General features: G+C 35.4%; 19 protein-coding genes. 6 read left to right on the top strand and 13 right to left on the bottom strand.

All coding sequences use genetic code 11. From position 1 onward, the window contains the following. Positions 1-105: 105 nt before the first annotated feature. Together yfmH and yfmF are read right to left on the bottom strand one after the other, a co-directional pair. A complete protein-coding gene (gene yfmH / locus C240_RS07010) occupies positions 106-1,398 on the bottom strand; it encodes an EF-P 5-aminopentanol modification-associated protein YfmH (protein ID WP_271493149.1) in 1,293 nt (430 codons plus the stop codon). After that, positions 1,391-2,659, bottom strand: a complete 1,269-nt coding sequence (gene yfmF, locus C240_RS07005; RefSeq protein WP_271493147.1) for an EF-P 5-aminopentanol modification-associated protein YfmF — start codon at positions 2,657-2,659, stop codon at positions 1,391-1,393. The genes yfmH and yfmF overlap by 8 nt, the downstream gene beginning before the upstream one ends. Positions 2,660-2,864: 205 nt before the next feature. On the opposite strand from yfmF, the gene mscL reads away from it, so the two are divergent. Beyond that, positions 2,865-3,305 carry a large conductance mechanosensitive channel protein MscL gene (gene mscL / locus C240_RS07000; RefSeq protein WP_271493145.1) on the top strand — a complete coding sequence of 147 codons (441 nt, stop codon included), beginning with the start codon at positions 2,865-2,867 and terminating at the stop codon, positions 3,303-3,305. Positions 3,306-3,361: 56 nt separating this feature from the next. On the opposite strand, the gene C240_RS06995 is transcribed toward mscL, so the two are convergent. The 4 genes from C240_RS06995 to treR all read right to left on the bottom strand — a co-directional run bounded on the left by C240_RS06995 (position 3,362) and on the right by treR (position 5,912). Further along, positions 3,362-3,790 (bottom strand): GNAT family N-acetyltransferase, encoded by a 429-nt coding sequence (locus tag C240_RS06995; RefSeq protein ID WP_271493143.1) that lies wholly within the window; start codon positions 3,788-3,790, stop codon positions 3,362-3,364. Positions 3,791-3,809: 19 nt separating this feature from the next. Next, positions 3,810-4,247 carry a hypothetical protein gene (locus tag C240_RS06990; protein WP_271493141.1) on the bottom strand — a complete coding sequence of 146 codons (438 nt, stop codon included), beginning with the start codon at positions 4,245-4,247 and terminating at the stop codon, positions 3,810-3,812. Positions 4,248-4,379: 132 nt separating this feature from the next. Further along, positions 4,380-5,165: a sulfite exporter TauE/SafE family protein gene (locus C240_RS06985; protein WP_271493139.1), complete on the bottom strand. Its 786-nt coding sequence runs from the start codon at positions 5,163-5,165 to the stop codon at positions 4,380-4,382. 33 nt (positions 5,166-5,198) lie between these two features. Next, the gene (treR, locus tag C240_RS06980; RefSeq protein ID WP_271493137.1) at positions 5,199-5,912 is read right to left on the bottom strand and encodes a trehalose operon repressor; all 714 of its coding nucleotides are present in this window, start codon (positions 5,910-5,912) and stop codon (positions 5,199-5,201) included. A 204-nt stretch (positions 5,913-6,116) separates the two neighbouring features. Here treR and C240_RS06975 point away from each other — a divergent pair, with 204 nt between their 5' ends. The 3 genes from C240_RS06975 (at position 6,117) to C240_RS06965 (ending at position 10,489) form a co-directional block, all read left to right on the top strand. Next, positions 6,117-8,843: a glycoside hydrolase family 65 protein gene (locus C240_RS06975; protein WP_271493135.1), complete on the top strand. Its 2,727-nt coding sequence runs from the start codon at positions 6,117-6,119 to the stop codon at positions 8,841-8,843. A 2-nt stretch (positions 8,844-8,845) separates the two neighbouring features. Next, entirely contained in the window at positions 8,846-9,496 is a 651-nt protein-coding gene (gene pgmB, locus C240_RS06970; protein WP_271493133.1) for a beta-phosphoglucomutase, read from the top strand. A 168-nt stretch (positions 9,497-9,664) separates the two neighbouring features. Next, on the top strand, positions 9,665-10,489 hold the full coding sequence (locus C240_RS06965; protein WP_271493131.1) for a VanW family protein: 825 nt from the start codon (positions 9,665-9,667) through the stop codon (positions 10,487-10,489). 343 nt (positions 10,490-10,832) lie between these two features. Here C240_RS06965 and C240_RS06960 read toward each other — a convergent pair whose 3' ends face one another. Beyond that, complete coding sequence (locus C240_RS06960; protein ID WP_271493130.1) at positions 10,833-11,348, bottom strand: ClbS/DfsB family four-helix bundle protein; 516 nt, start codon at positions 11,346-11,348, stop codon at positions 10,833-10,835. Positions 11,349-11,482: 134 nt separating this feature from the next. Between C240_RS06960 and C240_RS06955 the strand changes: the two genes are divergently transcribed. Next, positions 11,483-12,271: a MerR family transcriptional regulator gene (locus tag C240_RS06955; RefSeq protein WP_271493127.1), complete on the top strand. Its 789-nt coding sequence runs from the start codon at positions 11,483-11,485 to the stop codon at positions 12,269-12,271. Between the two features lie 96 nt (positions 12,272-12,367). Here the strand turns inward: C240_RS06955 and C240_RS06950 are convergent, their stop codons facing one another. From C240_RS06950 to C240_RS06930, 5 genes are all read right to left on the bottom strand, one after another. Beyond that, on the bottom strand, positions 12,368-13,828 hold the full coding sequence (locus C240_RS06950; RefSeq protein WP_271493125.1) for an LPXTG cell wall anchor domain-containing protein: 1,461 nt from the start codon (positions 13,826-13,828) through the stop codon (positions 12,368-12,370). 260 nt (positions 13,829-14,088) lie between these two features. After that, a complete protein-coding gene (locus C240_RS06945; RefSeq protein WP_271493123.1) occupies positions 14,089-15,519 on the bottom strand; it encodes an amidohydrolase in 1,431 nt (476 codons plus the stop codon). A 54-nt stretch (positions 15,520-15,573) separates the two neighbouring features. Then, entirely contained in the window at positions 15,574-16,449 is an 876-nt protein-coding gene (gene sdaAA, locus C240_RS06940; RefSeq protein ID WP_271493121.1) for an L-serine ammonia-lyase, iron-sulfur-dependent, subunit alpha, read from the bottom strand. Between the two features lie 19 nt (positions 16,450-16,468). Next, positions 16,469-17,131, bottom strand: a complete 663-nt coding sequence (sdaAB, locus tag C240_RS06935; RefSeq protein WP_271493119.1) for an L-serine ammonia-lyase, iron-sulfur-dependent subunit beta — start codon at positions 17,129-17,131, stop codon at positions 16,469-16,471. 5 nt (positions 17,132-17,136) lie between these two features. Further along, positions 17,137-18,333, bottom strand: a complete 1,197-nt coding sequence (locus C240_RS06930) for an MFS transporter (protein ID WP_271493117.1) — start codon at positions 18,331-18,333, stop codon at positions 17,137-17,139. Positions 18,334-18,786: 453 nt separating this feature from the next. Between C240_RS06930 and C240_RS06925 the strand changes: the two genes are divergently transcribed. After that, a complete protein-coding gene (locus C240_RS06925) occupies positions 18,787-20,715 on the top strand; it encodes a collagen-binding domain-containing protein (protein ID WP_271493115.1) in 1,929 nt (642 codons plus the stop codon). A gap of 79 nt (positions 20,716-20,794) precedes the next feature. Here C240_RS06925 and C240_RS06920 read toward each other — a convergent pair whose 3' ends face one another. Next, positions 20,795-23,140 carry a helix-turn-helix domain-containing protein gene (locus tag C240_RS06920; protein ID WP_271493113.1) on the bottom strand — a complete coding sequence of 782 codons (2,346 nt, stop codon included), beginning with the start codon at positions 23,138-23,140 and terminating at the stop codon, positions 20,795-20,797. Positions 23,141-23,264 lie beyond the last annotated feature (124 nt).

The raw sequence follows: 23,264 nt of genomic DNA, 5'->3' as shown, positions 1-23,264 counted from the left end.
CCGACGTTATTCTCTGCTCTAACTCTATAAGGATACCACAAAAAAATGCTGCTGAGGATAACATTTTTGAAAGTTTTTGACTAAATATCAAAACAATTTTCTACGCTATTTCTTAGGATACATATAGAAACGACTAACTCCATCCTCTTTGATAAATGTTTGGGCAAACGTTTGAACGTCAGACAATTGAATACTCTCAATTACTTCTGGTGTATCGAACAGTGTCGCTTCCCCATATAAGGATTGTGAAAATTGATTTGCAATGTATTCTAATGAATTTAGTGATTGGAAATATTTTCCGATCATTTTTTTCTTCAACAATGACAAATTCTCTTCTGTTACTTCACTACTACCAGAAGCAGAGAAAAGGATTGCTTCAATTCGTTCAGCTAATTGTTCCGGCTGATCGCTATCTCCGCCAAAATCAGCAAAATGGAAACTACGATCTAAACTAAATTCATACCCGAAGCTATCATCCAATAGACCTTCGTTATACAGGTTTAAATAGTTTTGTGAGGTGTTACCAAACAATAATTGGAATAACAAATTCGCCGTCGTTTTATATTTTAGCAATGCTTTTCCATCTGTCGGTACTTCATCTAAACCTTTTAAGCCAACAATCACTTTGGGACGGCTGATTGCCATTTCAATTGAACTTTCTTTGACAATGTCAGCTGCTGTTTCTTTCGGAAAATGACGTTTGATTGGTTTTGCTTTTGCAAATGTTTTAGCTGCTTGATTTTCACGAATAAATGCCATCATCTCTTCTGGGTCCATTTTCCCAACAACAAATAAAGTCATGTTGCTCGGATGATAAAATGTATTATAACAAGTGTACAAATCTTCTGCGGTAATCTCATTAATACTTGCTACAGTTCCTGCAATATCAATATGAAGCGGGTGTTTCGGATACATATTCCCTAATGTGCCAAAGAACAAACGCCAATTAGCATCATCTAAATACATTTGGATTTCTTGACCAATAATGCCTTTTTCTTTATCCACAGTTTCCTTAGTAAAATACGGATCTTGAACAAAATTCAATAGTGTTTCTAAATTAGTCTCAACTTGATCTGTTGTGGAAAATAAATAGCTGGTTTTAGTAAAACTAGTAAAAGCGTTAGCAGAAGCACCTTGTCTACCAAATTGTTGGAAAACATCACCGTCTTCTTTTTCAAACATTTTATGCTCTAAAAAATGAGCGATGCCATCTGGTACTTTAACAAATTCTTCTTGCCCCAGCGGAACAAATTCATTATCGATCGAACCATAATTAGTTGTGAATAAGCCATATGTTTTGTTATAGTCTTTTTTCGGCAGCAAATAAACTGTTAAACCATTTTCCAAGACTTCTGTATAGAGAACTTCGTTGATTTGTTGGTATTCTTTCTTATTCATCAATTTTTTCTCCTTCCAAAAAGAAAATAGCTTGTAGTTGGACTAATTTTGCTACGCGCTGAACGTCAGCTAATGTCACTGCTTCCATACGGCGAAGCCATTCATCATCTTTTAGACGAAGGTGAGGAATTAAGTCGTCCAAGTATCTGTTTTCTAAAACAGCACTAGCATTATCTAATGAAAGTAGATACTGATTTTTCAACATTGCTTTCGTTTGTTGAATTTCTAAGTCTGTTACATTTCCTTGACGGATATTTTCTAATTCTGCCGCGATTAAATGTAAAACTTGATTGCGATTTTCCCCGTCAATTCCCGTTTGTACCGTTAATAGACCACGGAATGTATCAATACTGCTAGAAGCATAGTAGGCTAAATTTTCTTTCTCACGAACATTCATAAATAATTTAGAATGTGGAAATCCGCCAAATACGCCGTTAAATATTTGCATCGCAAAATAATTTTCATCACCATAATAAACATCCGTATGATAACCCAAATTCAGCTTGGATTGCGCCAAGGGTTCTTGTTCTGAGCGCTCTTCGATGACATTTCTCGAAGGTTGGGCATAAAAAATATCCGCAACTCCAGCAGCTCGATCAGTAAACGGCAGTGCACGGAATAATTCTGCAACAACAGGTTCCTCTACATCACCTAGGACAAAAATATCGACTTGATCTTTTTGGATCATTTGTTGATAGTAAGCCGCAATACTTTCAGGCGTTTCCTTTTTCAGATCTTCGATTGTTCCAAAACTTGGAATTCTTTGATCTTCAGATTGGCTAAAATACAGATTTTGTAGCGCTAAAGAAGAATAGGCTTGCTTATCTTCTGAGACACTTTCGTAATATGCATTTAGGTTTTCTTTTTCACGCTGGAACGTTTCTTCTTCGAATTTCCCATCAATAATATTAGGATAAAAAAGAATCTCTTTCACAAAATCAACTGCGTCTGCCAAAACATGACTATTTTCTAAATATCTATCGTTCACTAAATTCATTGATAGGTTGAGCCAGTGCAAGTTACCTTTCTTATTTACATTAATGCCAAAGCTCGCACCATATAATTGGGCTAGTTGCTCGCTTAATTTAACTTGGTCAGGATAATTCAAACTATTCGTTTCTAATAAGCTGGATAAAAATGTCCGTTTCGTAATAGTTTCTCTAGTTAAACGCGTATTAAAACGAACCAAAATACGCACAGTTTTATATTTTTCGGTTGGAACAACGTGTAAGTTGACTCCTTGTGCTAATGCAATCGGCATTTTGTCAGCTCCTCTGTGTGTTTTATCATAATAAAGCCTAGCATGAAATACAATCATCTGGGCACTTTTAAATATATTTTTAAGATTTTTCTGCATCTATTTAATTATAGCACAGCTAAGCGGTCTTTCCTTTATCTAAGAGTCTATCATTGTAAAATTTTTCATTTTTTCTGTATACTGAATTTGAGAAAAGGAGGAGATATTTATGATAAAAGAATTTAAAGAATTTATTATGCGTGGCAGCGTGCTTGATTTAGCCGTTGGGGTCGTGATTGGGTCTGCTTTTACTGCGATTGTTACTAAAGTTGTTGACGGATTGATTACACCGTTAGTTAGCTTAGTTTTTGTATTAACAACAGGAAAACAAAGTGCTGACGATGCATTAGGTGCATTGGTCTTTTCAGTTAAAGGTGTGCCATTTAAGATCGGTGATGTGATTAGTGCTATTATTACTTTTTTAATTACTGCATTTGTCTTATTCTTAGTTGTAAAAGCAGTCAACAAAATGCAAGCTCGCAAAAAAGTTGAAGAAGAAACTGCACCTGCAGCTCCTACAACTGACGATTATCTTGAACAAATCCGTGACTTATTGGCTGCTCAAAATGCTGATAAATCCGGCAAAAACAACACCGACAAACCTGTATAATAGTATATAAAAAGCCTTGCGACGTAAGCTAAGATAGCTAATTCGCAAGGCTTTTCTTATTTTCTCATCTGGATATGAGGAATATCATCTTCCAGATATATGTCGGAAGTTTGTTTAAATCCAAATGCACCATAAAATTCTGTTAAATGTGCTTGAGCACTAATTATAATTGGACGATCCAGATAATTTCCAGCTATCACATTCAAGGTTTCTTCTAAAAGCTTTTTCCCTAAATTTTTTCTGCGATAATCAGGATTCACTAAGACTCTGCCAAAGGTTACCGTTTCGCCTTTATCAATAATCCTTGTATAACCGACAATTTCATTATCCTCCTGTAACCATGTATGCCACGCTTGTTCATCTAACTCATCTAATTCTTGATAAGCACAGTTTTGCTCCACCACAAAAACCTTAATACGTAATTTAGCAATATCAAAAAGCTCTTTTGTTGTTAGCTCTGAAAATTTCTTAACATGATAGTCCATAAACAACCTCCACGACTATTTATTCGTTTATTTTTAATGATCCCTCGCCTGAGCGGTACATTATTTTCACACTTTCACTAGCCATTGCCGGATATAACACATCAACTAGTATGATTTTACCACTCGTCACAGATTCTTTACCTAATTGAAGCATTGTTCCCTCTGTTGATTGTTTTGTGTCTAATGTATATACGTAATTTTCTGTTTCACGCAGATAATCAATGTACTCTTGCATTTCTTTTTCACTAATACTGCCAGCTTTGTACGTCAATGTTGTTTTGCGAACTTTATTTTCAACCTCGCTATTTGTCCCAACAATTTTTTTCTCTCCAATTACAGAGTAAATCGATGGAACCTTATCATCATTAATTTCGATGTTCTCCGCTGTACTTGAAGCACATCCAACAACTAATACACTTAACATAACCATTAAACTACCATAAATCATCTTTCTCATCTTATTTCTCCTTTTTGTTTAGATTGATCCCTTTTTGATTGTATCATAAATCAGGTAACATTCTATACGTACATTGCAATAAAAATAAGACTAAGAAAAACGAATAATCCGTTCTAGCTCAGCCTTGTATGTTTAAATAAATAGTTGTATCCCATTCCAAATATTAAGCAATAATACTAATAGAATTACGACTTGATAAATTTGAGTCACTCGATCAGCAGAAACTTTTCCGCTAATTAAAGCTCCCACAAAACCGCCTATAATCGCTGCTGGAATCACGTAAAATAAAATGGCTAAATCGAATCCGCTAAAACCAGTTGTTTGAGCAATCGTCACCAATTTAGCTGCTTGCGAAAAGAAAATCGTGATAATCGAGTAAACGGTAGCTTCTTTAATCGGTATACCAAAACACAACATCAACAATGCCACATTAATTGGACCGCCGCCAATCCCCAACAGCGTGGAGATGAATCCTAAAAATAAACCAACCATCACATACCATAACGGATGGGATAAATTATACGACCTTGATTCGCCAAATTTCGTATAGAAAAAAGCAAATAGCAATGTAATCAAGGTCAAAATAATTTGAATGGTCTGAACGTATTTTTCATCTGAAAGTAGCTTGAGTAACTCATCAAATGTTGTATTTCCTATAATTCCACCAACCACCGATCCCAAAGAAACAAATATAGCAACTGGAATTTTTAATTTCAAACCGTTTTTCATTTGCCTTAAGGTAGATACAATTGACATCGTAAAAACTGCTACACTTGAGTAAAAAGAAATGGCTGCTAATGGATGAAAATGAAGTGTGTCCATAACTGGCTTAATAATTACTCCGCCACCCATTCCAGAAATCGCCCCAACCGTATTCGCTAAAATAATGACAATAAAATAAATGAAACCAACATACACACTTGTTCAACTCCCTGCTTACGCCATTTTGAATCAGGCTTTCCTTCGTCTCGCAAAATCTACAAACTTAAATTTATCCAATCTATGTCTAGATTCTGTGTATTCAAAACAACGTGTATCCTCTAAATTGACCACACTGCGAACAACAACTACATGAGTGTCATCTGAAATATCCATTAATTTTTGATCTTCTTCCGTCACTGCTTCAACCGTAATTTCTTTTTGCGCATAGCTAATCGCTAAACCTAAATCGTTTTCAAAATAATCATAGATTGAATCTGCTGCCCGCTCTTTCGGCAAATCTTGGATGATTTCTTTCAACAGATAATCAATATCTACAATAACCACTTCACCGTCAATTTCCCTTTGTCGAACTAATCGCCACACAGCATCGTCTTTCTTCCAACCAGTCAGACGTGCTAATGATTCACTAACTTTTTCTTCCTTTAGTTCAACTACTTTCGTTACGCTATGGATTTGCTGAGCATTTTGTAATTCTTTATAACTAATTACCCCAGAAATCGGCAAATCAAATTTCCGAACATTTAAAACAATCGAACCTTTACCTTGTTTCTTCTGAATATAGCCAGCATTTATCAGTAGATTCAAAGCTTTGCGAATTGTTTCCCTAGAAACTGAATAGCGCTCAACCAATTGATTTTCACTTGGCAATAATGTCCCAGGCTGATATTCACCTTCTAAAATCCCTTTTTCTAATTCCAAAAATATATCATGAAATTTATTCACTTTTACCCCTCCACCTTAGGATTCTCAAAGAAAATGATAGCACACTCTCTCTTAAAAAAATAGCATTCTTCCTAACTAAACGAGGAACTTTAGTCAATCCTTTTCTATCATCCCACTTGTATTTACAAGCATTCCATACTATAATGAAATCACTAACATGTCTATACAAGTTGCAAAAAATAACTATTGCAAGGAGACTCTACCATGAAATTTTTACTATTTACCCTTACTTCAAATACATTAGAGGTTTGCGAACAGACGCAACAACAAACTCTATCTGAACAATCTTTCTCGTTCACTGATTTTAATTTTCCTGAAACTGCTGACCAACTAATTGAACAGATTAAAGAACAGTTTACTACCGTAATTGGTGGTGTATTTAATCCAGTTTCAACTAGTTTTTACTCAGAAAATCAAAAAACTACGCCTCTGAATGCTGGTCTGGACAATCTAGTCAAACATTTTTCTGAAGCATTAAATATCCCCATCCTTACAAGGTCTGAAGCTGATATAGCCCAAGATCTAACATCTGCTTTTGATAAAAAAAGAGAACAACTTACTTGGAATCTAGACTATTACGGTTATACTCCTGGAAAAGAAGAATATTCGGTTGAATCACTGTTAACGATTGGTAACGGTTTTATGGGTTTGCGCGGAACCGTTCCTGAAATGACCTTATCTAAAGAAAACTATCCAGCCACTTATATTGCCGGACTTTATAACGAAGAACAATCAGAAATTGCTGGACAAATTGTGGAAAACGAAGATTTTGTCAATACACCAAACAATCAATATATCAGTCTGCAAGTTGAAGGAACGAATGAATGGCTAACAGTAGAGAAATCAACCCTACACTACTTACACAGAAATTTGGATTTAAAAACTGGATTGTTTACTTCTCAGATGATTATTGAAGATGAACATCAGCATCAAATAAAAATAACTGCCAAAAAAATTGTTAATATGGCCAAAATGAATAATTACAGTATCAAATACTCATTCAAACCATTAAACTTCTCTAAAAAGATTACCGTTAAAACAATAACTGACGGTTCTGTTTTCAACTTTAATGTGGAAAGATACCGCAATTTAACAGCTAAACATTTCCATGTTACTCAACTTGAAGCAGAAAAAAATCAAACTTTAATTCAGGTTCAAACGAATCATTCAAAAATAAATGTTCAGCAAACAGCAACCATTACTGGCGATTTTTTCACCTCAGCTGCTATTGAAAACGTACTATCTAAAGAGATTATTGAGCAAACTGTGACTTTTTTTGCTGAGCAAGACACTTCCTACACTATTGAAAAACAGGTCAAAGTGAAGGCATCTATCGCTACTTCTAATTGGAAAAGCCTACTTCCAGAAGCAGCTTCTTTTGATGATGAATTTGCAGAAAGTCAACAAGCTTGGTCAGCACTTTGGGAAAAATCAGATATTCAGATTTCTGGCGACTTAATGTCCCAAAAATTGTTACGTATCCATACTTATCACTTACTTGTTTCGGCATCACCAACCAATAATAATGAACTTGATGTATCCGTAACTGCCCGCGGCTTGCACGGTGAAGCTTATCGTGGTCATATATTCTGGGATGAAATCTTTATTTTGCCATTTTATATCCTCCATTTCCCAGAAACAGCCAAACAGCTATTAATGTACCGTTATAATCGTTTAGACAAAGCCAAAGAAAATGCTAAGGAAAGCAATTATGAAGGCGCAATGTATCCGTGGCAATCTGGTCTCGACGGCAGTGAAGATACACAGAAACTGCACTTAAATCCACTAAATGGCGAGTGGGGTGAAGACCATAGTATTCTACAACGTCATGTTTCTCTGGCGATTGCTTATAATATTTGGATCTACTGGAATAGCTCTGGTGACGATCAATTCATCAAAGAATATGGCGCAGAAATGCTCTTAGAAATCGCTAATTTTTGGCGCAGTGCTGCAACTTATAATGAAGCTACTAAACGCTATTTTATTGATAAAGTTATGGGACCAGATGAATTTCATGAAGCCTATCCTAATAGTACTGAAAGCGGCTTGAAAAATAATGCCTATACCAACTTAATGGTCGTTTGGTTATTTGAAGAATTAGAAACAATCCTCTCATTACTAAATACGCAAGAACAAGCCAAATTATTTAATAAAACTGGTATTACACCAGAAAATCTAGAAAAAATGGCGGAAATCCGTAATCTTTTAGCGATCGAAATCAATGAAGATGGTATTATCGCGCAATATGAAGGCTATTTTGATTTGAAAGAGATTGATTGGGAACAAGCCAAAGAAAAATATGGCAATATTTACCGCATGGATCGGATTTTAAAAGCAGAAGGTCAATCACCAGATGACTACAAAGTAGCCAAACAAGCAGATACCTTGATGCTTTTCTATAACCTAAACAAAGGAAAGATCGATGAAATTTTGGCAGATTTAAACTATGATCTACCTGTTGATTATCTTGAAAAAAATCTATTGTACTATTTAAACCGAACCTCTCATGGCTCAACTCTTTCAAGAATCGTTCACGCTCAGCTGGCAGAAGAAGTTGGTTTCCATGATTTATCTTGGAAATTGTATCAAGAAGCACTGCATTCTGACTATCAAGATATTCAAGGTGGAACAACCGCTGAAGGTATTCATACAGGTGTTATGGCAGCAACTATTTACGTTACCTTAACGACTTATGCAGGTATTGATATTAAAGAAAACATTTTAGCGATTCACCCAAATATACCGAAATATTGGCAAGATATTCACTTTAATCTTGAGCATAAAGGAATTCAATACACGTTGACTATTTCTAAAAATACTGTTCAAATCCGTGCAAGTCAGGATGCTACTATTACTATTAAAGAACATCCTTATCAACTAAAAGCAAATGAAGAACAGACAATTATCTACAAAAATCAGTTAGGAGAATAACGATGAAAAAAGGCTTTGTATTTGACCTAGACGGTGTCATTACTGATACAGCAAAATTCCATTACATTGCATGGAAAGATCTAGCAAGTAGTCTGGGAATCACGATTGACGAACAATTCAACGAAACATTAAAAGGCATCAGCCGTATGGATTCACTGGATAAAATTTTGGCTTATGGTCAAAGAGAAAATGATTTTTCCTTAGCAGAGAAGGAAGAATTAGCACAAAAGAAAAATGATGAGTACGTAAAACTTTTAGCAAATCTTTCCGAAAAAGATCTACTTCCAGGTGTTCATGATTTCTTGGTTCAAGCAAAAAAACAGCAAATCCCTTGCTCTATTGCTTCAGCTTCTAAAAATGCCCCAATGATTCTAGAAAAACTCGGTGTCCTTGATTTCTTTGGACATATCGTTGATCCGGAAAGTTTAAAAAAAGGCAAACCTGATCCGGAAATTTTTATAAAAGCTGCCAAAAGTATCAATGTTGATCCAAAAGATGCCATTGGTTTTGAGGATGCACAAGCAGGTATTGAAGGTATTAAAGCCGCAGGAATGTATGCTGTAGGAATTTCAGCAACAGAAGAATTAAAAGGCGCTGATCTTCAAGTAAGGTCTATGACAGAATTGACTTTTGAAGCATTGATAAATAATTAAAAAATAAACGATGAACCTAGCTTTCCTAATCATGCTGGTTCATCGTTTTTTTTTTTAACTCACTTTGTCTAGACACTAAACAAACTTTATATTACATTTTCATTTCATTTTCAATACTTTTATGTTACTATATCGTTATAAAAAGAATGGAATTGGAGTTATAGAAAAATGAAAAGGAAATTATTTAGCGAACTATCACCACTCACTTATGAAATCTCCGTTAAAAAGAATATTCTACAGCGAAAACTGCAAGATTTTATTCAACGAGAGCAGCTTTCTCAATCTAAGCAAGCTTCATATCTACCTGTATCCGTTTACAAACATACTTCATTGATCCGTAGACAACTAGGCAATACCGACCTAACATTACAGGAAAATAAAGCTACCAATCTGCGATTAGCTGCGCCTAAAGTTTCAAATATTTTAATTAAACCTAATGAAACCTTCTCATTCTGGCATCTAGTTGGTAAATGCTCTGCAAAAGAAGGTTATAAAAATGGGGTGACAATTTTTAACGATTCAGTACGGCCTGGGCTTGGCGGAGGTCTATGTCAATTCACGAATTTGATTCATTGGATTATTTTACATTCACCATTAGAAATTATAGAGCATCACCACCACGACGGATTGGATCTTTTCCCTGATTTCGGTCGTAAAATTCCTTTTGGAACAGGAACATCCATCGTTTATAACTATCTTGATTATCGGTTCAAAAATAATACGGAAAATACTTATCAGTTAATTATTTCTGTTAGCGAAACTCACCTTAATGGCGAGCTCCGCTCAGATAATGAACAGCTTTATAGCTATCATATTCGCGCTGAAAATGAATATTTTTCCAAAGAAAATGACCAAGTATTTCGCAACGGTCAAATTTTCAGAAAATGTATTGATAAAAGAACTGGAAATCTATTAGAAAAGAAAATGATTAAAGAAAATCATGCTCGTGTGTTGTATGATACAGCACATTTAGAGATACAGAATAATTATTAAACGTAATCGACAAAACTAAAGATCAGTTTTGTTTCACTCACTAGACCCGAATAAACGGCGAGAAAAAAGCAGCTACTCCACTTCGTTCCGATCACATCAATTTCTAAGAGCTTAAGCTCTAAGAATTGAAGGCTTCGGAAATAAGCCGAAATTCACAAAAATTTGAAGAGCCACCGAGTAGGTACCAGTCATCATCCATTCGCAAGCTCATGGTGATTCTTGGCAATTTTCGTGAATCCCTTCTTATTGCTGTAAAACACAACGAGAACCGAGTTGATGTTGCACAGTACCTACCCGGTTCTCGGAGCTAAACGCTTTTGTCTCAGCCTCTTTATTTTTTTAATTATTTGACTTCCGCAAGCTTCTTCCACTTCCTGATTTTAGTCCGAAAATTCGTAAACGGTGCAACCGTATTGATATGAACCCATTTATAGACCGGCCACATTGCTTTAGTAGTTGCCCAATTTCTTTGTCCTGCTTCAAACAATTCTATGTCAGACAAGGTAGCAACCCAATCACACAATTCATTAACCGTTTCTCTTAACATCGCTCTTTGTTTGCCCAAGCTGTAACTACCATATTTTTCATAAAACGACTGATACAAACCACCTAAATTATTCCATTTATAACCTGTTGCTGGTGTTTCCACTATTTTTCCTGCTTGTTCATCTTTTTCCCATTGAAGAAGCAAATTCACCCAACCGAGCTGATAAGATAAATTTTCTGAAGGAGTCTTGTCCACTTCTTCGATCCGTTGATCTTTTAATACTTCTGGAATTTGGTCGAATTCACTATCATATTTTTCAAAGCGAGTTTTGATTTCATGGATTAATTCCTGCTTGTTTTCATAACTTCTCACAAATTAACCTCCTTTATTTTCGCTAACTTGTTCTTATTGTAAACCTTATCATAATGTTAAAGTCAAGTGTACAGATATCGTCAGAAAATAGTATAATAGTAAAAAATCAGCGAAGGATTTCTTAAGGAGAAAAAATGTTTAAAATTAGTGAATTCTCTAAACTAACTACTATTAGTTCCCGGATGCTGCGGCACTATGACAAAATCGGGTTACTGAAACCAGCATTAACGGACCAAGAAAACAACTATCGTTACTACACACCTGAACAAATCAACCAAGCTAATCATATCCGTTCACTCAAAAATATCGGGTTATCACTAACCGAAATCAAAACTATTTTGACTGAATCAATAGAAGAATCCGAGTATTTAACCACACAAAAAAAGCAATTAGAAACAGAATTAGCAGAAAAGAAACTGCAACTTTCCTATTTGCAGCTTCTAGAAAAAAAGGCAACTGCTTCACCTGACAATCTAGTCAATTATCCAATAGAAACAAAACAATTACCTGAAATTCTGTGCATTTCCTATCGTAAAAAAGTTGACTCTTACTATCACGAGGAGCAATTATGGCAACAGCTTTTTTCCACTATTAGAAAACAAGATTTGGCAAAACTAAATCAATCAATTGCCATTTTCCATCCTTGTACAGGTAAGATTGACATTGAAGTACTGATAGAAATTCCTAAAACGCTACAATCTATTTATCCTGCGGCTAACTATTTTTTACCGGGATTAGTTGCCTCTGTTGTGGTTAGTGGTGGCTACTCTTCAATACCTAACGTTCATAAAGATCTGCAAAACTGGTTACAATTGAACAACTATGTACGTTCAGGAAATCCGTTTAACATCTATCATACCAGTCCAGCTACTGAGGAACGAGATACGTTGTATATTACCGAAATTTGTTATCCGATAAAGTAAAATAGTGATATTTATTTTCGAAAATCAAACCAATACGCTAAATTATTTTCTTAAGATTCATTATTGCTATCCCAGCCTCAAATTGAAGCCATATTTTCATTTTTGCTTAACCTTTACTTCTTTAAGTATTGTTATAACTGACAGCATAGTGATAAATAAACCAATTATTATTCCATTGACGTTTACAATTTCACCCGTTTTCGGTAGTTTAACTTTGTTTGAATTTCTGCTATTTATTGGGTAAGGATGATGATGATTCTGGTTATTATTTTGATTGCTACTGTTTCCAAGCTTTTTGCTATCAGCGGAATTATTATTGTTTTGTACTTTATTATTTCCAGCGTCGCTATCACTTTTTAATACCTTTAATGCATTCATATTATCTATAATATTTTTGGTACATTCATCCACTTGCTCTTGCGTGCAATGAGCATTGGTTAGCATTTCCTTGCCTTTTAAAATTGCAACTTCAAGATCTCTGGTCGTTATATACGTTTTTTTTTTTAGCAAATCTTCAGCACTTTTAATTGCTTTGTTAAGTTTAGAGTCATCAACTTTAGTTGCAGAGTTAACGACTACGGTTAAAGTCTTACCACTCCCACTTGTAATTGTTCTTGTACCTTCACTACTAAAACGGATACTTCCGCCATTAATAATGTCATTGGGATTTGAACTTATCAGGGATTGGGAGGTATCTTCTACATTAACTATCGTTTCTGTCTTAGTTCCGTCATTAAAGAATTCAACTTGACTATATTTATACTTTTTAACTTCTCCCACCTGAGCTGTACTATCTCCAATTACGTCGTAATAAAGGTCGATTCTTTTTAATTCATTACTATATAAAAATGTAAAAATTGTATTTTCTTCAATCGTTTGAGTGATAACTTTTTCTCCGTTCAATACAAAGTATCCATCTATTTCTGGAGCAATTTCTGTAATAGTTTCACCTTTTTTTGCTGTTTTTATCACCTCTTGGACACCAGGGATAGGGTTGCCATACTCGTCTAAATACTTAATCATGTAATTTCTGGTTTCAGTAGGTAGACTTGCATTAATGTCTTTTTCTAATTGTTGCAAATCTGCCAAAATACTCGCCAGTTCTGGTAACCAATAGTTATAAAAATCTTGATTTCTATCTTCTAAGGGTATCTCTAGAGTAGCCCAAGTGACATCGCTCATACGATCAAATAATTTATCATATCTTGTTTGAAAATTTGTATTAAAGACCTTACTTCCTAATTCATTCATGAGTGGCATTATTTTGCCGATGTAATCGTTCCACTCTTTTTCATTCTCACTTAAAATGATTCGGATATCGCTTTCTTGTGGTGAAATAGATTTATTATTGTCATTGGCAAACTGAGCATTGGAGATATCGCTATTTTTTTCATCCGCACTATCTTTTTCAACTGACGGTATCATATTCTCTGCAAAAGTTTTGTCTGTAGCCAGCATCGCCGAAAAAACAATTCCGATTAAAGTAACTGCTATGTAGATTCGCTTACTGGCATTTTTAATTTTGTTTTCATTTATTTTTATAAATTCAGCTTTCAATTCTGGTCACTCCTTTATTTCAATTAATTGTTATTACTCTTACTATATTATTAATTAGACTTATACATAATAACACAGAAAAAACATATTTTTCTCAAAAAATATAAACAATAATAATCTGTATTTTCTATATATAATATAACAAAATAAAAAAACTTAATACATAACTAATCATGTCATGTATCAAGCTCTTAATAGTCAAAAATTGAATTAAATCAAAACTGGCATCATATTTAGATGATAACTTAACTACTCAGTGATTATTTCGGCATCACTTCTGCTGGAATAGCTGATTGGTATTTTTTCCCACCTACTGTTATTTCATGCTCTGCTTTAGCTTTAGCTACTAATTCTGGATTCGTTAGTAAATCGTATGCAGTTGTTGCAATGGTTTTCCCTGCGGCTAACAATCCTTTATGTGCTACAGAAGATTTGCCATTAGCTACCCATTGCCATGAATGAGGCGGTGTTCCTTGTGGTTCACAGCCAATTAAGACTTGGGCAGTTGGACAAACCCAGCTTACATCACCAACATCCGTTGAACCTGATGTTGCATCGGTAAAGACCAAAGGACCAATTTGATCTAGTACTGGCATTGTTCCCAGACGCTCGATTTCTCCTTCGCTTGCTGTTGGATTACTTTGTCTTGCTCTAGCGATTAAGCTTTCTTTAGTCGCTTCATTTAAACTATCATAGTATCTTTGACTGTATTCTTGATCTTCTTTGGATAAATTCAGATCACCGAACACAGCTAAATTTTCATTCATTGCAGTTGTAACTGCTCGGTTTGGTAAATAATTGGCACAAGCTGAATCAAACACAATTTCTAGCTTTGTTTCGGTCATTAGAGCCGCGCCTTCAGCAATTTTATTGACTCGTTTATAAATAGCTTCGGCTTGTTCTAATTTTGGTGCACGAATAAAGTAATACAAACTCGCTGTCGGCTGAACGACATTTGCTGATTCTCCACCTGCGTCCATAAAAGCATAGTGAACTCGACCTTCGTCAATAATATGCTCACGTAAAAATTGTACACCGATATTCATTAATTCAGCCGCATCTAATGCGCTACGTCCTTGTTCAGGAGCTGCTGCTGCATGAGCTGAGATTCCTTTGAAGTTGTAATACACTTGATAAACAGCTAAACTACTTAACCCCCACGCCATAGTTGTGTCCATTGGATGCCAAGTAAGTGCAACGTCCAAACAATCAAACACACCATCACGTGCCATAAAAGCTTTACCATAGCCACTTTCTTCCGCCGGGCAACCAAATAATTTAATTGTTCCTGTTAGTTTTTCTTGTGCCATCAGATCTTTAATGCCCACTGCTCCTGCTAAGGCACCTGTTCCTAATAAATTATGACCACAGCCATGTCCGTTCCCGCCTTCTACTTCAGCTTTCTGTTCACCTAAATCAGCTACTTGACTTAGATTCCCTAATGCATCATATTCAGCAAGAATCCCGATAGCTGGACTACCACTGCCATATGTTGCAACAAAAGAGTGTTCCATATTGGCTACACCTGTTTCAATTGAAAATCCTTCTTTTTCTAAAATTTCAAGAAATGGCTTAACCGATTCTGTTGTTGCAAAGCGTGTTTCAGGCGTGCCCCAAATTTGATCTGCTGCAGTAATAAATTGCTCTTTTTTTGCTTCGATTAGTTCCGCTATTTGTTGTTTTGCATCCATTATTTTGCTCCTTTTCTTCATGATCTACTCAACCTTTTTTATCTCGTTTCCCCTTTATCTATCTATACCAAATAATTCTTTAGCGATTCTCTTCCCCGTTTTTGTTCCTGCCAAGCCGCCAATTCCTGTTTCTCGAATATCTGCCGGCATACTACGTCCAACTCGATACATCGTTTCTACTACTTCATCTGCTGGAATTTCGCTTTCGATACCCGCTAATGCCATTTCTGCTGCACTGATCGCGTTTGATGTGCCCCCTGCGTTTCTTTTAATACAAGGAATTTCAACTAAACCAGCCACCGGATCACAGGCTAAACCAATCAAATTGTTTAAAGCAATTGCAAACGCCTGACTTGCCTGCCGTGGAGTGCCGCCTGCCATTTCGACTAAAGCAGCTGCCGCCATACCGGAAGCTGAACCAATTTCAGCCTGACAACCGCCTTCGGCTCCTGAGATCATGGCATTATTCGCTGTAACAAAACCAAATGCCGCTGCTGTAAATAAAAAGCTCAGCATGTCCTCACGTGTAGCTTTAAGTTTTTCACGAAACGCGAGCAACACACCCGGAACAACCCCAGCTGAACCAGCCGTTGGTGTCGCACAAATCATCCCCATCGCGGCGTTTACTTCATTTGTTGCTACGGCATAGCACAAAGCTTTGACAAAGGTATCATCGGTTAAAACATTTTTTTGATCTAAATAAGCGTGTAATTTTTTCGCATCATAGCCTGTTAATCCAGAATGAGAACGGACACCTTGAACTCCTTTAGCAGCAGCTTGCTCCATTGTATCTAAATTTAACTCCATTTGATTCATAATTTCTAAGCGGCTGCGTCCAGAAGTTTCTATTTCTTGAGCAATCATAATTTCCGCTATTTTACATTGTTTTACTTCTGCTCGCTGGACAAGTTCTTCGATTGATTCAAACAAAAAATTCACGCCTTCCACTTTAGCCGGTTGTCGGCAATGCTGCTGTAATTCCCGGTATTTCTCTGATTTTTGCTAATAATTTTTGACTAATATCACTGACAGTTTCCACAAAAATAACCGTTTCTTTATTTAACTGTTGAACTTGGACAAAAGCTGGACTTTCTAAGGCGTCCTTCACACAAGGAAGAGCCTTTTTTGGTTGATCTGCTGTCAAAACTAGTCCATTCCCTTGCGTTTGATCCAGTAATGTTGAATAATGATTAATTTCTGTTAGCTGAATACTGCCTCCGCCAATTGAGATTGCCGTTAGATTTAGTTTTTCTTGCGCATTAATTAATTCTAAATTAACTGTATTTGCATGTTCAGTTTCCTTTGTGCTGACTAAAAATTCAATTGTTACACCTTGATTTTCCGCAATCTTAATCGCCTCTGGAATACGTTCATCATTGGTTTCAAAACCTAAAACACCAGCAACAATCGCCACGGCTGTTCCATGACCTTTATATGTTTCAGCAAATGAACCGAAAAAAGTTACTATTAATTTTCGCGGTAGTTGTTTATATAGTTTTCGCGCCATATTTCCGATTTTAACGGCACCAGCGGTATGTGAACTGGAGGGTCCAACCATAATGGGTCCGATAATATCAAAGGCGCTTTTGTATTTAAATTTTCTGTCTGACATTACGCTTATTTTTTCACTCCCAATACACAAAGCCCGCAAAGCAGACCCGCTACAGCCATAAAGCTAAAGGCTAAGGTAAATGATCCACCAGCCGCTTTAATCAATTGACCTAAGATTAACGGAGCTAAGAAGCCACCCAATGTCCCACCAGTATTAATAATTCCGATGGACGAACCAATAATTGATGGGTCCATAATTTTATGCGGCCATGTGAAAATCGCTGTAAAAGCATTGACTGAAACCATGCTAACGGCAATTAAGCATATCATTGATAAGACGAGATTATTCGATAATACAAAAGCTACAATTAGCACAGCCGACAAAATCGTTGCCCCAAGAATAAACATCCTTTCTTTACCCAAAAATAGTTTCGACAATAACACACCTGCAAACATCGTGGCAATCGTTTGGAAAATTGCATTAACCGCGAGTAAATACCCAATTGTTTTAAGGTCGATTGAGAATTTTTGCGCTAGATAGCTTGGTAACCAAGACATGTTTCCATACAACAAAAAGTTTAATAACAACATCGCTACAAATAACACTAAAACATTACGATTGGTTATAACTTGACTAAATTTAATCGGAGATACATGATTACGTGAAACTTTTTTATTCTCTGCATTGTTAGGAACGAAAATCGCTACTAACACCAATGCTCCCGCGAACAATGTCCCTAAAGCTAAATAACCATAACGCCAATTAGCATTGATTAAATTCGTCCCCAGTGTAAACGCCAAAATTCCGCCAATCCCTGAAGTAGAAAGAATTAGTGATTGAATAAACGTTCTTCTTTCTTGTGGAAAATTATCGGCAATTGATTTAGAGCAACTTGGCGGATACCCCCCATGTCCGATGCCCGCAAAAAAACGAATTGCCATAAACAACATCAAACTACTAACTGTTCCAAATGCAAATGAAAAAACCGAAATAATTGCGAGTGACAACATCAAAACTTTTTTAGCACCAATCTTATCGGCTAACCAACCACCTGGAATTTGCATCAAGGAATAACCTAAGAAAAAGAACGACATAATCATCCCTGTTTGCCCGGCATCTAAATTAAACTCTTTGGCAATTGGCAGAACAGCTGTCGAGATCATATTTTTATCCATATAGATCATCGAGTAACCAGCCATTAATGCAAAAATCAATCCAGCACTACTTTTTTTTACTGTTGTTTTTTCAATCTGTGTTTCCATTTTTCCCCTCCATTATCTAAATATAAGAAAACGCTTTCCTTATGATTTATTATATAAAAAAACAAGCAAACATAAATCACTTTAATTGCTCTATGTTGTCTTATTATTTAAATATTGGAGAAAAATAATTCGAAAAAGCAAAAAAACGGTCGCTTTTTTTGCTCAAATTAGCTTGTCTAAAAAAATTTTCTTGATCTTTAGAACTCTTGCTAAATTAAAAAATGAACATTTTCTTGTATGAAAATATACTATTCATTTTTTTCTTTTAAAAAACCAAAATTGAATTAACACTGTTAAATAAACGTTTTACCCATCACAACAATATGTTTTTTGTTATTTTTAAATACAAATATAAAATATATTTTATGCAAACGAATTATAATAAATATAATCATCATACAGATATTTTCTGGATAAACATTGGTGAAAAACATTGAAAAGCAGGTGAAAATTATGAAAAAACTTAACTTACTAATTGGCTCCATATTATTGACTGTTTCCTTTCCTTTAGCGGCTGTTTCTTCTTCAATTTACGATGGTGGTACATTTTATACGGACGTCCCTTCAGCCCAATCTAGTCTTTTAGGTGCAGCACAGTATTTTCATATTTTCGCTAACCAAGTTTATTTGAGGAGTCATACAGATGGGAATATCGCTACAAGAAATTTAACTGGACAAAATGCGGATTTTGGAACCAGCAATTATTCGTCTAAAGAATACAATTATGTGCAAATAATCACGTCTATTAATAGTGCTTCTTTTATTAGTGGTCCAAATAAGAATAAATTTGTCGTTGGCAACACAATAACTGTTGATCGTTCAAATAGTAATCGTCCTAAAGTTAATGGTACTTTTTTAGATCATTTAACTTCTAGCCAAGTTTTTCAAGACGATCAAACGCCATATATTGATTTTGATCTTGAATTTGCACGATTACGGACGGTCAATACTACTTTAGCAGGTTTATCACCAGATCTAGTTGTTAACAATAGTATGTTTTCAGATTTCAACAATCGGGTAATTGATATTTCAAAAATTAACAAATCTGTCGTAGTTGTAGATATTTCTCCTGATGTTTTAACGATGAATACTCCATTGATATTTAAAGGACTGGAAAAAGGAATAACCGGAAAAAAATTGCTGCTAAATGTCAAACTCCCATCCGGAAGTTCATATACCATTAATAGTCCCATTAAACTTTTTTATACTGACGGCACACAAAGAAATCCCCAACAAAGCGGTGGTGATTTTTCCGGAAGTACCTTCTTATGGAATTTCACTCAAAATGACACTTTGTTTTCTGGCTTGCTAACTATCACAGCACCTTGGCAAGGAACTATTTTAGCTCCAAATGCGAAACTAGATGGTACTGGTGTAAATATTGATGGATCAATTATTGTTGATACTTTTCTTGGAGCTGGTGAAACACATCGTTGGGATTTAGTTTATGGAGCCACAATCACACCTACAAATATTGTTATTTCAGACTCTAGTTCTAGCTCTACTAACAGTACTAGCGAAATATCAAGTACTTCTGAGTCTAGTATTGAAAATTCTCAGTCTAGTTCTTCTGTTTCTGATTCCAGTTCTGACTCTGTTAGTTCTAGCTCTACTTCTGATGACTCTACTACTGAAAATTCTGAATCTAGTTCTAGTTCTTCCGAGTCTAGCTCTGATTCGTCTACTACTTTTTCTGACTCCATTAGCGGAGGAGCAGATTCTACTACTTCTGAATCTAGTTCTGAACCTACAAGTTCTAGCTCTACTTCTAATGACTCTACTACTGAAAATTCTGAATCTAGTTCTAGTTCTTTTGAGTCTAGCTCTGATTCATCTACTACTTTTTCTGACTCTATTAGTGGAGTAGCAGATTCTACTACTTCTGAATCTACAAGTTCTAGCTCTACTTCTGATGACTCTACTGCTGAAAATTCTGAATCTAGTTCTAGTTCTTCTGAGCCTAGCTCTGATTCGTCTACTACTTTTTCTGACTCTATTAGTGGAGTAGCAGATTCTACTACTTCTGAATCTAGTTCTGAATCTATAAGTTCTAGCTCTACTTCTGCAAGTCCTATTAGTGAAGTAATAGATTCTAGTTCAACTTCTTCCAGCTCTAGTAGCGATAATAGTTCTACGACTAATACAAGTGAAGGGTCAAGTTCTAGCATAAGTTCTTCTAACTCTAATAGTAGTACTTTAAATCCCAGCTCTACAACTAGCAAAGTAGCAACTTCTAATTCAACCACTTCTGATAGTAACAAGAATACTAGTAGTGAAAAACAATTGCCCGGACTTGGAAGTAAACGAAGTATTCTATTAACAATAGGTGTAACCCAACTTCTTTTAGCTTTTTATTTAATTTTTACTAAAAAAAGAAACTAGATAAATTATCTAATTTCTAATTAATTTGTGAGGTATTGCAAGAAATTATTCCTGTCAACACCTCACTTTTTTATTTTCTTTAATACAACGGTTGAAACAAATACAATTTACAAGCATTCAATGTCAATGTACTTTCTAACTTATATCCATCAGCTGAAATTCTTTCTTTCTGCAGCTCAAATTTAGGTAAAATCTTTTGCTCCAAATATTTTTGCAATTCATAATCAATTTCCACTTGTCCACCAACTCTGATCCAGTCATTATAAATACCACCATGATCTTTATCCAGCACATATTCTCGAATCAAATAGTCTCCACAAGGTAATTCTTTTAAATGAATAGATACCTTTTTCGTCTGATATTGCACTTGAAACGTATCTACAGAATAAAGTGGATCAAGGTAGCTAGAATTATAAAGTAGTAGCTGAAATTGATCTTGATCTCTTGTCAAAATGTAGCCATCACCGCACGCAACAAGCTCGCCCTTTAAATGATTCAAAAAACGCAATGAAAAAAAGAGTGGCCGCCGCAATTCTTCGTATAAAAAAACCGATAAACTACTGTCTTCACGCAAATGCGTCTGGCGTTCCTTCACTTTTATATTCAACCAAAAAGCAATCCCGGAAACTTTTTCCGAAAGTTCAACAATGGATTCTAAAATTAAAGCTGAGCGGAAAAAAGTACCCGAGAATGTATTTCCTTCACCTACCAAAGTATTCCAGTCAGTCAAAAATAATTCTGGTTCCCAATCCGCTAGCAATTCTTCTTGAGTCGTTTGGATCACAGCGTTTACTCGACTTAGAATTTCTTGTTGGTATTCCTTAAAACGTACAGCATGCTCCCCTTTCACAGAGTCAGATGTATAGGGGTCTGCATGAAAACTAATAAAATCCGGTAAACAATTTTGCGATTTCTGTTCCTCAATAAAACGCTGGTATTGTAGAAACTCCCTGTCTTCTAATGAACGCACAGACATCAGCCCTAGTTTGCAGCCTTGTAGCAATTGTTTTAATCTTCGATAAAAGTAATGATAAGCCCAATAATTTTCTTCACTCCAGCTACTACTCACTTTAGGTAACGACCATTGAAAATACCATTGATTCACTTCTTTCATCCCATAGCGGTTTAGAAAATGGCGAATAATTTTTAGTTGTTTGTCACACCATAATTGCGCCTCTTCTTTCGATTGATAATTTTCAGGCAAAAATAATTGAATCATGGGTTTTAACTGGATTTTGACTAAAAAATCGAACCATTGATTATTTAAAATATACTCTGAGACTAACAAAACATCGTGATCAAAGTTCGTTTCTTCACAAAAGCCTTCAAATTGTACCAAGTCGAAAGCTAAATCCTTTTGCAAAATACAAAGTTCTCGTTGTACACCATTGGCTAAGCCTTCATTTGCTGGACCAATTTTGATAATCTTTTTACTTTGATGATAAGGCGGCTGACATTCATTCGGTAAAATAAGTTCCAATTTTTGCTGGATTGCAGCATTTTCATCATCGATATCTTTTTCAGCTAAATACTTGGCTAATTCTTGCAACGCTGCTTGCCCTGTAATTTCCTGATAGTCAGCTTTTTCAATAGATTTGCTTACTTGTTCTTGTGCCAATGAGTATTTCTTACGATAATTGGCTGGTGTTAGCCCGTAGTGCTTTTTGAATAATTGATGAAAGTTTTTAGCATTTGAAAAACCATTGTTTAGCGCAACTTTGATAATTGGTTGCTTGGTTAAGAGCAAAGATTCCGTTGCATGTACTAGCCGAATTTGACTCAAATATTCAGTAAAAGTAACCCCCAATTGCTTTTTAAACGAACGGGAAAGGTGATAATATGAAACCCCACTGCTTTTAGCTAATTCCTCCAACGAAAGTGGCTGATCGTATTCATTTTGGATCTGTTCTATTAGTTCGTTCATCCAACTATCCGTTAACGCTGCTGTAACTTGAGGCATGGGAACAATATTTTTTTGAAATGATTTTACCAAGTTAGTAAGCACTGTAAATAAATATTGATAGACTTCAAGCTCATTTTCCTGATTTTGTTTAAAATATGCTGCCATAAGATGAACTAAATTTTCTCTTAATTCTTGGAGTTTTTCACTTTCTACTTCCTTAGAATCGATTGTAGAACATTCGATATATGGCATCCAATTGTCTTTAAGATCTGGTATCAACGGTTTTCTAGAAATACGCAAAGATAAAAATAGATTTTTATCGGTACTTTTTAACTGATATTGCTGCAAGGGATTAATAACTAACAAATCGTCTGTTTGCAATTGATACTTTTGTTTTGCCGTTATGACCTGCAGACTGCCACTCAGCACAAGAAATAGCGTTAAACCTTCACTTATTTTGGGCGGAGCATAACTGACTTTAGCTAATGACAAGTGAAACGGAAAAGGATTTGATTTTACCATAGCAAGGACCTTCCTTATTTCTCAATATTGTTTAACAAAATATATCATCTAATCACTAGCTGAACAAGTTGCCCTTTTCATTAAAACATGTCTATACTATGAGTAAAATACCTGAATTTAACTC

Source organism: Enterococcus sp. 5H (genome assembly GCF_028128615.1).
Taxonomy (GTDB): Bacteria; Bacillota; Bacilli; order Lactobacillales; family Enterococcaceae; genus Enterococcus_L.
This window is presented reverse-complemented; position numbering and strand designations above follow the sequence as displayed.